Source organism: Aquihabitans sp. McL0605 (assembly GCF_049993875.1).
GTDB lineage: Bacteria > Actinomycetota > Acidimicrobiia > Acidimicrobiales > Iamiaceae > Aquihabitans.
The window spans coordinates 1,021,499-1,033,948 of the sequence record NZ_CP188252.1; the positions used below are offsets into that span (position 1 = coordinate 1,021,499).

At 73.0% G+C, this 12,450-nt stretch carries 11 protein-coding genes; 7 read left to right on the top strand and 4 right to left on the bottom strand.

The window, feature by feature from the left end; translation table 11 throughout:
* Nucleotides 1-143 precede the first annotated feature (143 nt).
* The gene (locus ACPPVX_RS04615) at nucleotides 144-554 is read left to right on the top strand and encodes a VOC family protein (RefSeq protein WP_426573718.1); all 411 of its coding nucleotides are present in this window, start codon (nucleotides 144-146) and stop codon (nucleotides 552-554) included.
* Between the two features lie 15 nt (nucleotides 555-569).
* Here ACPPVX_RS04615 and ACPPVX_RS04620 read toward each other — a convergent pair whose 3' ends face one another.
* The gene (locus tag ACPPVX_RS04620; protein ID WP_426573719.1) at nucleotides 570-2,054 is read right to left on the bottom strand and encodes an acetyl-CoA synthetase; all 1,485 of its coding nucleotides are present in this window, start codon (nucleotides 2,052-2,054) and stop codon (nucleotides 570-572) included.
* Nucleotides 2,051-2,866, bottom strand: coding sequence for a hypothetical protein (locus tag ACPPVX_RS04625; RefSeq protein ID WP_426573720.1), 816 nt, complete (start codon nucleotides 2,864-2,866; stop codon nucleotides 2,051-2,053). Before ACPPVX_RS04625 ends, ACPPVX_RS04620 begins: the two co-directional genes overlap by 4 nt.
* A gap of 62 nt (nucleotides 2,867-2,928) precedes the next feature.
* On the opposite strand from ACPPVX_RS04625, the gene ACPPVX_RS04630 reads away from it, so the two are divergent.
* A complete protein-coding gene (locus ACPPVX_RS04630) occupies nucleotides 2,929-3,996 on the top strand; it encodes a phosphotransferase family protein (RefSeq protein WP_426573721.1) in 1,068 nt (355 codons plus the stop codon).
* A 40-nt stretch (nucleotides 3,997-4,036) separates the two neighbouring features.
* Here the strand turns inward: ACPPVX_RS04630 and ACPPVX_RS04635 are convergent, their stop codons facing one another.
* Both ACPPVX_RS04635 and ACPPVX_RS04640 read right to left on the bottom strand, forming a co-directional pair.
* Complete coding sequence (locus tag ACPPVX_RS04635) at nucleotides 4,037-5,245, bottom strand: cytochrome P450 (protein WP_426573722.1); 1,209 nt, start codon at nucleotides 5,243-5,245, stop codon at nucleotides 4,037-4,039.
* Between the two features lie 168 nt (nucleotides 5,246-5,413).
* Nucleotides 5,414-6,850: an aldehyde dehydrogenase gene (locus ACPPVX_RS04640; protein ID WP_426573723.1), complete on the bottom strand. Its 1,437-nt coding sequence runs from the start codon at nucleotides 6,848-6,850 to the stop codon at nucleotides 5,414-5,416.
* 117 nt (nucleotides 6,851-6,967) lie between these two features.
* On the opposite strand from ACPPVX_RS04640, the gene ACPPVX_RS04645 reads away from it, so the two are divergent.
* The 5 genes from ACPPVX_RS04645 to ACPPVX_RS04665 are packed head-to-tail and all read left to right on the top strand — an operon-like array spanning nucleotide 6,968 to nucleotide 12,436.
* Nucleotides 6,968-7,618 (top strand): TetR/AcrR family transcriptional regulator, encoded by a 651-nt coding sequence (locus ACPPVX_RS04645; RefSeq protein ID WP_426573724.1) that lies wholly within the window; start codon nucleotides 6,968-6,970, stop codon nucleotides 7,616-7,618.
* A 2-nt stretch (nucleotides 7,619-7,620) separates the two neighbouring features.
* Nucleotides 7,621-8,520 carry an LLM class F420-dependent oxidoreductase gene (locus ACPPVX_RS04650; protein WP_426573725.1) on the top strand — a complete coding sequence of 300 codons (900 nt, stop codon included), beginning with the start codon at nucleotides 7,621-7,623 and terminating at the stop codon, nucleotides 8,518-8,520.
* Nucleotides 8,517-9,737 carry a cytochrome P450 gene (locus ACPPVX_RS04655; protein WP_426573726.1) on the top strand — a complete coding sequence of 407 codons (1,221 nt, stop codon included), beginning with the start codon at nucleotides 8,517-8,519 and terminating at the stop codon, nucleotides 9,735-9,737. The genes ACPPVX_RS04650 and ACPPVX_RS04655 overlap by 4 nt, the downstream gene beginning before the upstream one ends.
* Nucleotides 9,738-9,767: 30 nt before the next feature.
* Entirely contained in the window at nucleotides 9,768-11,264 is a 1,497-nt protein-coding gene (locus ACPPVX_RS04660) for an aldehyde dehydrogenase family protein (protein WP_426573727.1), read from the top strand.
* Nucleotides 11,265-11,269: 5 nt separating this feature from the next.
* Complete coding sequence (locus ACPPVX_RS04665; RefSeq protein WP_426573728.1) at nucleotides 11,270-12,436, top strand: hypothetical protein; 1,167 nt, start codon at nucleotides 11,270-11,272, stop codon at nucleotides 12,434-12,436.
* Nucleotides 12,437-12,450: the final 14 nt, after the last annotated feature.

The window sequence follows — 12,450 nt, forward strand, 5'->3', positions numbered from 1 at the left end:
CCAACGCTAGGGGCGGCGCAACGGCGCTGCCCGACGACCGGCCAGGTGGGGGGCACGACCGTGTGCCGACTACACCGTTCTGCCCGCACCATGCCGTCGGGCTGGTCGCGGCCGGCGAGCGGCCGGCGCCGTACGCTCGCCCGATGACCGTGTCGCACCTCGGGATCTGCGTCACCGACCTGGAGCGCGCCGAGCGCTTCTACGTCGGCGCCTTCGGCTTCGAGCGCTTGCGCGAGCTGTCACCCCCCGATGGGGTGACCGGCACGCTCCTGCAGGTCGCCGACCCGCACCTCACCGCTGTCTACCTCGGGAGCGGCTCGTTCGTGCTGGAGCTGCTCCACTTCGACCGCGAGGGCAACGCCCCGTACCGGGAGCGGTCGATGACCGAGCCCGGCCTCACCCACATCTCGTTCACGGTGACCGACCTGGCCGAGACGTGCGAGCGCATCGTCGAGCTCGGCGGCGAGGTGCTCCGCGACACCGACGTGAAGGCGGCCGTGCTCGTCCGGGACCCCGACGGCCAGCTGCTCGAGCTGGTGGCGGCCCGGCGCTGACCGCGGTGCGCCCGGTCAGTCGATCGGGTGCACCAGGTTGAAGCCGCGGGGGTCGGTGAGGACGCCGACGGTGGTTCCGACCACCTCGTCGGTGCCGGCCCGCAGGAGCCACGACGGATCGGTGCTGATCGCGTAGGTCCGCACGCCGGGCGCCACGTCGACGATGACCGGGGCCCAGGCGGGCTCGCCGTCGCGGCCGTGGACGACGGCCGTGGCGGCCACCGTGGCCTCGCCCTCGTGCTGATCGACGATCTGGACCGGGGCCTCGCACACGGCCCCGAGGTCGGCGGTGCGCGTGCCGGAGGCGGGCGGTCGGGTGGAGTACACCGCGGCGATGTGCTTGGTCAGGTGCATGCCGATGCCGGTGACGAGCCCGGTCGACCCGGCGTCGTCGCGCAGGGTGGTGGTCATGGCGGCGAGGGCGTTGACCAGGTACCCGCTGCCGGCGCCGCCGGCGTAGGGCAGGCCACCGGTGACGGTGAGCGGCCGGGGATCGTCGTCGGCGAGGCCGAGCGCGTCCTTGGCGAACCCGAGGCTGGCCGGGAAGCAGCTGTAGAGATCGAGGTGGGCGACGTCGTCGATCCCCACGCCGGCATCGCCGAAGGCACGCCCGGTCACGAGCGGCAGGGCTTCGGAGCGGGCCAGGTCGGGGTGGGCAGCGATGGCCAGCGGGTCCTCGCCGTACGCCGACGCGTGGAGGTACACCCGCCGATCGGCGGGCACGCCGAGCTCATCGGCCACCTCGTGGGTGGTGACCACCACGGCGGCCGACAGGTCGACGTCGAGCATCGAGCACATGCGCTTGGTGTAGGGCTCGGCCACGTAGCGGTTGTCGGCGCGGACCTCGCCCACCTGGGCGGCGTCCTGCTCGAACGGGAACCAGGCGTACGGGTTGGTGGCGGCCACCTCGGTGAGCCGGCTCATCATGACGGCGAGGTCGGCCTGGTAGCGGGCGGGGTCGACGCCGGCGGCGGCGCGCCGGGCCACGTCGCGCAGGGCGAACGTGAGCCACGCATCACGGATCTTGTGGGCCTTCTCGCCGGCGGGTGCGGGAGCCTCGAACGGGAAGCGGACCTTCACCGGGGGCGGGTAGCTCCAGGCCGGCGGACCGCCCGCCAGGTACGACCTCTTGACGGTGGCGATGGCCTCACCCATGCAGACCACCTCGACCGAGGTCTGGCCGGCGGCGAGGCGGGCGGCCGCCTGGTCGACGAGGAGCTGCGGGGTGGTGCCGCCGATGCCGGAGTAGCGACGCAGGCGCGGGGCGATGCCGAGCCGGGCGGCCAGGCGCCCGGTCGGGTCGTCGTAGTCCCAGCTCTGGCAGAACACGACCTGCAGCCCGTCGACCCGGGCCCCGACGCCGTCGGCCCCGGTGTCGGCGAAGGCCCGGGTGACGACATCGGCCCAGAGGTCGAGCGGCTCGGGCGACGGGCCGTCGTCGGGGCGGACGATCCCCTGGGCGACGCCGATGATGCAGGTGGATCGGGGATCGGTGGTCACGAAGCGATCTCCGCGCTCTGGTTCGGCAGGAAGCGCCCTATGGCGGCCGGGTCGACGGTGTGGAACGGAGCGGCGAGGACCGGTGTCCGAGACCCCTGCGCCCAACGCGCCCGCAGCACCGGCGCGGCGCGCTCGGCCACCTCGGGCGGCGGCGCGTCGAGGTAGGCGAGGGTGATCTCGTACCCCGAGGTGTCGGCGAGGGGCGCCCGGCACGAGCCGCTCCCCCGCAGCGACCAGGCGCCCGCCACGCCGGGCACGTCGACCAGCGCCGCCAGCCCTGGCGCCGGCGCGTCGGCAGCGACCTGCTCGACCACGAGCAGGATCCCGGTGGCCGGGCGCCACGGCACCACGGCCGCGCCGACCAGCGCGGCGGGCGACGCCACCGCGGCGTCGACCCACCAGGCCCCGACCTGCACCGACGGGAGCGAGACCGGCATGCGGCCCGCACCGCGCAGGGCCGCCCCCAGGGCGAAGAACGCGTCGAGCGCGACGTCGACGGGCGGGGCGAACAGGTAGGTGACGACGTGGTCGACCGCGTCGAGCTCGCCGCCCTCGGCCAGGCGGGCGGCCCGGCACTCCGGCGTGGACGCGAACCGGGCCCCGTGGCGCAGGCCGGCGAGGCGGTGCTGCTCGGGCAGGTGGTCGTGCAGGTGCCAGTCGAGGTAGCCGGCATCGTCGCCCGTGGACGATGCCTCCGAGAGCGAGAGGACCGCGGCGACCACGTCGCCCGCACCGCAGGCGCCGATCGCATCGACGCCGTCGGACGGACGTCCGGCCGAGGAGGCTCCGGGTGGCGATCCAGGTTGCACCATGGCCCTCACCACCCTAGACGCCGATTAGTACAGTGTCAGAGTTCGACGAGGAGGACCCCGGGATGACCACCAGCGGAGGGCGGCGTGAGCTCGCCGAGGTGCGATCCGGCCTGCTGGCGTGGTGCGCCGAGCACCGGCCCGACGTGGTGGCGGCCGGCATCGACGAGCTCGTCCACCCGAAGGCCGGGCTCTCCAACGAGACGATCATCGTGCGCTGCCACCCCAACGCGGACGGGTCGCCCGGACCCCGGCTGGTGGTGCGCCTGCCACCGCTGTCGTCGTCGTTCCCGGACCACGACTTCGGCCTGCAGGCCCGCATCCAGACGGCGGCCGCGATGGCGGGCATCCCCACCGCCGGGCCGATCGTGCTCGAGGAGGACGACCGCTGGCTCGGCGTGCCCTTCATCGTCATGCCGTTCGTCGACGGCCAGATCCCCGGCCCGGCCTCGCTGTTCGACCCCTGGCTCACCGAGGCCACCGAGGCGCAGCGTCGCGATGCCCAGCGCGAGATGGTCCGCGTGCTCGCCTCCATCCACGCCGTCGACTGGGCCGCCGTCGGCCTCGACGAGCTGCTGGGCAACGGGAAGGGACGGGTGCAGGACCAGCTCGACACCTGGGCCGCCTACCTGGCCTGGGCCGCCGACGGCGAGCCGCTGCCGCGCATCGAAGCGATCCTGGCGTGGTGCCGCGCCCACGCCCCCGCCGACGTGGCGCCGCCCTCGCTGGTCTGGGGCGACCCCCGCCTCGAGAACCTGGTGTTCGACGACGAGCGGCACCCGATCGCGGTGCTCGACTGGGAGCTGGCGACGATCGGCCCCGCGGAGATGGACCTCGGCTGGTTCCTGGGCCTCGAGCGGGTGCTGTGGGCGCTGGTGCAGCAGGGCCCGCTGCCCGGGTTCGCGCCGCCCGAGGAGGTGGCCCGTGACCTCGAGGAGGCGCTGGGCCGCCCGCTGCAGGACCCGGCCTGGCACGAGATCTTCGGCGTGCTGCGCTCGATCTGCATCAACGTCCGCCAGGCCAAGATCTCGGCGGCGGCCGGCGTCAGCTACCCGCTCCCGCCGGGCGAGGCCAACCCGATGGTCGCCATCGTCGAGGGCTGGATCGCCGCCCACCCGGCATCGGCGCGCTGAGGGCCCCGCACCCACCGGCGCCCCCGGGGCGGACGGGCCGTCAGGGACGCAGCCGGACCGGCATCCGGGCGGCGCCGTTGATGAGCGTGGAACGGGTGCGCTCGACCGGGCCGGTCAGCTCGTAGTCCGGGAAGCGGGCGAGCAGGCCCTCGAAGAACAGCCGGGCCTCGAGCCGCGCCAGGGCGGCGCCGAGGCACAGGTGCTCACCGAATCCGAACGCCACGTGGGTCGGGGTGCTGTCGCGACGGATGTCGAACCGGTCGGCGGTGGGGCCGAACGCGGCCTCGTCGCGGTTGCCCGAGGCGTAGAGCAGGACCACGAACTCGCCGGCACCGACGGTGGTGCCACCCAGATCGACGTCGACCACCGCGGTGCGCCCGAACGCCTGGATCGGGGTCACCCACCGGAGCATCTCCTCGACCGCACCGGGGAGCAGGTCGGCGTCGTCGGCCAGGGCGGCGCGCTGGTCGGGGTGGTCGTGGAGGGCCTCCATGCCGCCCGAGATGAGCGTGCGGGTGGTCTCGTTGCCCGCCACCAGCAGGGTCATGCAGAACCCCATGATCTCGAAGCGGTTGAGCGGCCGGCCGTCGAGGTCGGCGTTCTTCAAGATGGCGAGCAGGTCGTTGCCGTCGCCGGCGGGCGAGTCGATGTGGGCCAGCAGGACGTCGGCCATCTGGCCGAGCTCGTCGGCCCCGGCCGCCAGCGGATCGCCGGCAGCGTCGGGGGTCGCGATGACCGCGTCGGACCAGCGGCGGAAGAGGTCGCGGTCGGCGTCGCCCACGCCGAACAGCTCGGCGATCACCGCGATCGGGACGGTGGAGGCCAGCTCGTCGACCGCGTCGAGCTCGACGGTGGGATCGACCCGGTCGAGGGCCTCGTCGACCGCGGCGCGCACGGTGCCCTCCAGGCGGGCGGCGGCTCGCGGGGTGAACTGGCGGTTCACCACGCGGCGGTAGGTGGCGTGGACCGGAGGGTCGAGGTGCAGGATCGAGAACGTGTTCGGCACGGCGCTCCCGTCGTTGCGCATCGGGTCGTTGATCAGCACGCCGCGGCTCGACACGAACCGGGCCGGATCGCGGCTGATGGCGCGGATGTCGTCGTACCGGGTGACGGCCCAGCTGCCGTCGACGGTGCGGTGCGCCGGCCCGGCGGCGCGGAGGGCGGCCAGGATCTCGAAGTAGTCGGGACGCAGGTAGAACCCGGGTCTGGTCAGGTCGAGCTGCAGGTCGTCGAGCTCAGCGGTGGCCATCGGTGCTCCTCGGATCGGATCCGGCGAGGACGGGTCCTTGCTGGTCGCCCCGGAGTTTCGTACGGTGTTCGACTTGCCGTCAAGCGCCCGTCGCGGGCCATGGCCGACGGCGAGGTCGTCCGCTCGGTCATCGTCCCCCACCTCCCGCACCCGTAGCCCGCCGGCGGGTCAGATGCCGTTGATGCCCTTGAGCTCGACGTACTCGTCGAGGCCGGCCTCGCCCCATTCGCGGCCGATGCCCGAGGCCTTGTAGCCGCCGAAGGGCATCTCGGTGTCGGGCGCGTACCCGTTGATCCCGAACGCACCGGTGCGCACCCGCCGGGCGACGGCGAGCGCACGGTCGGGGCTGGTGGTCCAGACCGATCCGGCCAGGCCGTACTCGGAGTCGTTGGCGATGCGGATGGCGTCGTCCTGATCGTCGTAGGGGATGACCACGAGCACCGGTCCGAAGATCTCCTCCCGGGCGATGCGCATGTCGTTGGTGACGTCGGCGAACACCGTCGGCCGGACGAACCACCCCACGGGCTGGTCGTCGGGGGCCGACGACCCCCCGGTCACGAGGCGGGCCCCCTCCTGCACGCCGAGGTCGATGTAGCCGCGGACCCGGTCGCGCTGGCGGGCGCTCACCATCGGACCGATGGCGGTCCCCTTGGTGAAGGGGTCGCCGACCTTCAACCCGGCGGCGACGCCGGCCACCGCGTCGACGATCTCGCCGTACTGGGAGGCCGGGGCGAGCACCCGCGTCTGGGCGGCGCAGGCCTGGCCGTTGTTCATGAACGAGGTGTACCGGAGGCCGGCGCGGAAGGCGTCGAGGTCGGCGTCGTCGAGGACGATGGTGGCGGACTTGCCGCCGAGCTCGAGGCCCACCCGCTTGAGCTGGCGGCCGCACTCCGCGGCGATGGCGCGCCCCGTCGCCGCCGATCCGGTGAACGCCACCTTGTCGATGCCGGGGTGGGCGACGAGCGCGGCGCCGGCCGCCGGGCCGCCCGTGAGGACCGACACCACGCCGGGCGGAAGATCGGCCGCCACCAGCACCTCGGCGAGGATCGCGGCGTCGAGCCCGGCCTCGGGCGCCGCCTTCACCACCACGGTGCAGCCGGCCAGGAGGGCGGGCACGAGCTTGGTGGCGATCAGGACCTGCGGCACGTTCCACGGGACGATCGCCGCCACCACGCCCACCGGCTCGCGCCGCAGGATGAACGGCAGGTAGCGCCCGGGGCGCTGCTCCTCCCAGGGGAACGTGCGGGCGAGGTCTACGAACGACTGCATGATGTCGAGCGGGGCACCGACCTGGCCGACGCGGGCGAAGCCCGACGTGCAGCCGACCTCGGACGTGATCGCCTGGGCCAGGTCGTCGCTGCGCGCGGCGAAGGCTGCGATGATCCGCTCGACCGCGGCGATGCGCTCCTCAAGCGGCTGGGTCGACCAGTCGGTCTCGTCGAACGCCCGTCGAGCGGCGGTGACGGCGCGGTCGACATCAACGTCGGAGGCCGCTGGGAAGCGTGCGATCACCTGCTCGGTGTGCGCCTCGACCACGTCGATCGCACCGGTCGTGCTCGGGTCGGCCCAGGCCCCGCCGATCAACAGCTGCTCGTACGCGCGCATGATCCTCCTCGTCGTGTGCCCGCCGAACATTTACAGTGCTCAAGTTGGTCGTCAAGCGAGCCTCCCCGCCCGCCGTCGACCGGTAGCCTCCACCCGCAGGACGACCCGGGGACCGCCATGGCATCCATCGACGAGGAGCGCACCGACGCCGGTGCGGCCGCGTCTCCCCGGCGCACCTGGCGCTACGGCGAGCTCACCCGCGACCACGTCGTCGAGGCCGCCCTGGAGCTGACCCTCCGCGAGGGGCTGGGGGCGCTGAGCATGCGCAAGCTCGCCGACGAGCTGGGCATCTCGTCGATGAACGCGTACTACCACGTGCCCAACAAGCGGGCCCTGCTCGACCTCGTCGCCGACGCCGTGCTCGGCCAGGTGCCGGCACCCCCCGACGACCGGCCGTGGGACCAGCAGCTGGCCGCCCTGTTCGAGGGCGGGCGCGAGGTGCTGCTCCGGTACCCCGGCGTGGCCGAGCACCTGCTGGTCCGCACCGAGGGCCACGCCAACGAGGAGCGGCTCTACCGCATCATCACCGGCATCTTGCGCTCGGCCGGGTTCGACCGGGAGGTGAGCGACCGGACCCAGCGGACCATGGCGTACCTGCTCTTCGGCGCCGTCACCTCCGAGCTGGCCACGGCGAGCGCCGGCGACGACGTCGCCACCATGAGCTTCACCGACGACGAGCAGGTGTTCCGCTTCGGACTCGACCTCATGCTCGACGGCCTGCGCACCCGCCGGCGCCGCGCCCAGCGGGCCGCGGCCAGGACGAGGTGACGATGCCGGTCCGCCTCGGGATCATCACCCCGGTCCTCACGCTGCTCCCCGGGGCCCACGCCCGATGGGAGGACGAGGGCACGATCGACGACGTGGCGCGCATCGCCCGCGCCGCCGAGGACCTCGGCTACGACCACCTCACCTGCAGCGAGCACGTGGCCGTGCCCGTCGAGGTGGCGAAGGTGCGAGGGGCCCGGTACTGGGATCCGCTCGCCACGTTCGGCTACCTCGCGGCCCGCACCACCACGCTGCGGCTGGCCACCAACGTGCTGGTGCTCGGCTACCACCACCCCCTCGAGATCGCCAAGCGCTACGGCACGCTCGACGCCGTGTCCGGCGGCCGGCTGATCCTCGGCGTCGGGGTGGGCTCCCTGCAGGAAGAGTTCGACCTGCTCGGCGTGCCCTTCGACGACCGGGGCGAGCGGGCCGACGAGTCGCTGCGCGCCCTGCGGGCGTCGCTGTCGCAGCCCATCCCGTCGTTCGCCGGCGCGCACACCTCCTACGAGGGCATGGTCGTCGAGCCATGCGCGGTGCAGGAGCACGTCCCGATCTGGATCGGTGGCCGCACCGGCCGCTCGCTGCGCCGCGCCGTCGAGCTGGGCGACGGCTGGACGCCCTTCGGGCTCGGCGCCGCCGACCTCCGGGCGCTGCTCGACCGGGCCCGAGCGACCGACGCGTGGGCCCGCCGCCCCACGCCCCTCGAGCTGGTCTTCCAGCCCGGGCGCGCCTACGACCCGATCGGCGACCCCGACGGCACCAGGGCCGCGGCCGCCGCCCTGGTGGCCATCGGCGCCACCACCTTGAGCGTGCGGCTGGTCCACCACTCGCTCGACCACTACCTGGAGCAGCTCGAGGCCATGGCCGCCCTCGCCGCCACCCTGACCGGAGGCCCCACCGCATGAGCACCGAGCCCGCCGCCGAGCCCGCGCCGATCGACTTCGATCCGTACTCGGCCACGTACTTCGACGACCCGTACGACCTCTACCGCCGCCTGCGCGACGAGGAGCCGGTCCACCACAACGCCGACATCGGCTTCTACGCGCTGTCGCGCTGGGACGACGTGGTCGATGCCGCCCGCGACTGGTCCACCTACAGCAGCGCCTACGGCATCGAGCTCGACTCGCTGCTGGCCGGCGAGGTCATCCACGACATCGACAGCCTGATCATGATGGATCCACCCAAGCACGATCGGCTCCGGGCGCTGGTCAGCCGAGTGTTCACACCCCGCTCCATCAGCGGGCTCGAGCCGATGGTCCGCGAGGTGATCGTCGGCTACCTCGACGAGCTCGACGGCCGCGATCAGGTCGACCTGCTCAGCGAGTTCGCTGCGTACTTCCCCGTCGAGATCATCTCCCGCATGCTCGGCATCCCGGCCGAGCGCCGCCAGGACGTGCGGCTGTGGCTCGACGTCGCCCTGCACCGCGAGGTGGGTCAGCGGACGTTCGGCGAGGAGAACACCGCGGCCATGGTCGCCATGGGCACGTACTTCTACGAGCTGGCGGTCGAGAAGCGCGCCCACCCCGTCGACGACATGCTCAGCCGGCTCACACAGGTGGAGGTCGAGGACGACGACGGCAACCTCGTCGGCCTGTCCGACGTCGACATCGCCGGCTTCGGCACCCTGATCGGCGGGGCCGGCGCCGAGACCGTCACCAAGCTCGTGGGCAACGCCGTCGTGCTGTTCGGCCGGCACCCCGACCAGTGGCAGCTCGTGCGCGACGACCCGTCCCTGATCCCGGGCGCGTTCGAGGAGCTGCTGCGCATCCTCCCGCCCTCGCAGTTCCAGGGGCGCATGACGGTGCGCGACGTCGAGCTGCACGGCACCACCATCCCGGCCCGGTCGCCGGTCCTGCTGCTCACCGGAGCGGCCACCCGCGACGAACGGGCCTTCACCGATCCCGACCGCTTCGACATCACCCGCCCACCCGCCCTCTCGCTCGGCTTCGGGCACGGCATCCACAGCTGCCTCGGCGCCGCGCTCGCCCGCATGGAGGGTCGCATCGCCGTCGAGGAGCTGGCCCAGCGCTACCCCCGCTACGAGGTCGACACCGACGGGCTCCGCCGGGTGCAGATGACCAACGTCGCCGGCTACTCGAACGTCCCCATCCGCGTCGGCTGACGCCGACACCACCCCAGGAGCACGAAGAAGATGACCGACACCACCGACACCACCGCCACCCCGGTCACGGCCGAGGGCGAGGTCCGCATGCTCATCGACGGTCAGCTCGTGACCGCCGAGGGCGACCGCCGCTTCGACAACCTCAACCCGGCCACCGAAGAGGTGCTGGGCCAGGCGGCCGACGCCAGCGCCGCCGACATGGACCGGGCCATCGCCGCGGCCCGGCGGGCGTTCGACGAGACCACGTGGTCCACCGACCACGCCCTGCGGCAGCGCTGCCTCCGCCAGCTCCACGACGCCATCGTGTCCGAGCAGGAGCTGTTCCGCTCCGAGCTGGTCGCCGAGGTCGGGACGCCGGTGCTGGTCACCTACATGGCGCAGCTCGACGCCCCGCTGCAGGACGGCCTGCTCTGGCCGGCCGCCATGATCGACCGCTTCGAGTGGGAGCGCACCCTTCCCGACTCCGAGCCCTTCGGCATGCCCACGTCGTCGCGGGTGGTCAAGGAGGCGGCCGGCGTGGTGGGCGCCATCATCCCGTGGAACTACCCGTTCGAGATCCTGATCAACAAGCTCGGCCAGGCCCTCGCCGCCGGCAACACCATGGTCATCAAGCCCGCCCCCGACACGCCCTGGAACGCCACGCGCATCGGCCGGCTCATCGCCGAGCAGACCGACATCCCGGCCGGCGTCGTCAACGTGGTGCCGTCGTCGGACCACCTCATCGGCGAGCAGCTCGTCACCGACCCCCGCGTCGACCTGATCTCGTTCACGGGCTCCACCGCCACCGGCAAGCGGATCATGGCTGCGGGCGCTCCCACCATGAAGCGCCTGTTCCTGGAGCTGGGCGGCAAGTCGGCGAGCATCCTCCTCGACGACGCCGACCTCGAGTCGTCGATGGCGATGGTCGGGTTCCTGTGCATGCACGCCGGCCAGGGCTGCGCCATGCAGACGCGCATCTTGATCCCCCGATCGCGCTACGCCGAGGCAGTGGAGCTGGCCAAGGCCTCGTTCGAGACGGTCGCCTACGGCGATCCCACCGACCCCGGCACCATCCAGGGCCCGCAGATCAGCGCCAAGCAGCGCGAGCGGGTGCTCGGCTACATCGACCAGGGCGTGGCCGAGGGCGCCCGGCTCGTCACCGGCGGCAAGCGCCCCGCCCACCTCCCCAAGGGCTTCTACGTCGAGCCCACGCTGTTCGCCGACGTCGACAACGGAATGACCATCGCCCAGGAGGAGATCTTCGGGCCGGTGCTGTGCCTGATCCCGTTCACCGACGACGACGACGCCGTGCGCATCGCCAACGAGAGCATCTACGGGCTGTCGGGCGGCGTGACCAGCGCCGATGACGAGCGGGCCCTCGCCGTGGCCCGGCGCATACGCACCGGCACCGTCTCCGTCAACGGCGGCGTGTTCTACGGCGCCGACACGCCCTTCGGCGGCTACAAGTCGAGCGGCATCGGCCGCCAGAACGGCATCGAGGGCTTCGAGCAGTACACGGAGACCAAGACCATCTCCGTCGGCCGCTGAACCCGGTGGCCGCCACTGGCACGGGCCCGCTCACGCCCGCCGACGACCACCTGAACCACCAGTTCGCCGACACGTTCGCGGTCGTCGCGCAGAACGATCGGAGCTGGACGGAGAAGGTGTGCGCCACCGCGTACGCGCGGGACGGCTCGCTGCAGCTGGCGCTCGGCCTGGGCAAGTACGCCAACCGCGGGGTCATCGACGCCTACGCCGGGGTCTCCCGCGGCGACGAGCAGTGGACGGTCCGCGCCAGCCGCGACCTCACCCCCGACGTCGACCGCTGCACCATCGGCCCGATCCGCTACGAGATCGTCGAGCCCATGCGCACGGTCCGGTTCTCGCTCGAGGCCAACGAGATCGTGCCGGTCAGCTTCGAGTGGACGTTCCACCACGCGGTCCCGCCCGCCATGGAGGAGCGCGAGCAGCACCGCTCCCTCGGCGGCGCCCGGGTCGATGCCGACGTGGTCCGCTACCACCAGACCGGGACGGCCAGCGGCTGGGTCGAGGTCGACGGGGAGCGCACCGAGCTCGACCCGGCGGCCTGGATCTCCACCCGCGACCACTCGTGGGGCGTCCGCTACCAGGTGGGTGCGCCGGCCACCGACGTCCCGTACCCGCCGAAGATCTCCGCGTTCGGCAGCTTCACCGTCTGGATGCCGGCCCTGCTCGAGGCCCCTGACGGCACGCGGTCGGCGCTGCACCTGTACCTCCAGCGTCGTACCGGCGACGGGCGCACCAACGTGCACCTCCAGGGCGGGATCGAGCACGCCGACGGCACCATCGAGTCGTTCGCGTCCGTCGATCCCCAGCTCCGGTTCCAGGACGACAACCGCCGGCTCCTCGGCGGCGTGCTGCGGACCCGCACGATCGAGGGCGTCGAGCGCGACTTCACCGTCGAGGTCCCGTCCGCCACCGGCTTCCACCTCGGCCCCGGCCTCTACTTCGGCTTCGACGGCCGCCACCACGGCCAGTGGCACGGTCCCCTCGACGTCACCGGCGAGCACATCACCGACTGCGCCGACCCGGCGGTCGCCCGCCGCATCCACCAGCACCGGGACTGCGTCGTCCACCTCCACGACGAGGCCTCGGGGCTGCGCGGCTGGGGCAACGCCCAGACGATCGCCATCGGCGCCCACCCCGACCTCGGCCTCACCCGGGAGTCGTCGTTCATCTGAGGCCCCACGATGCG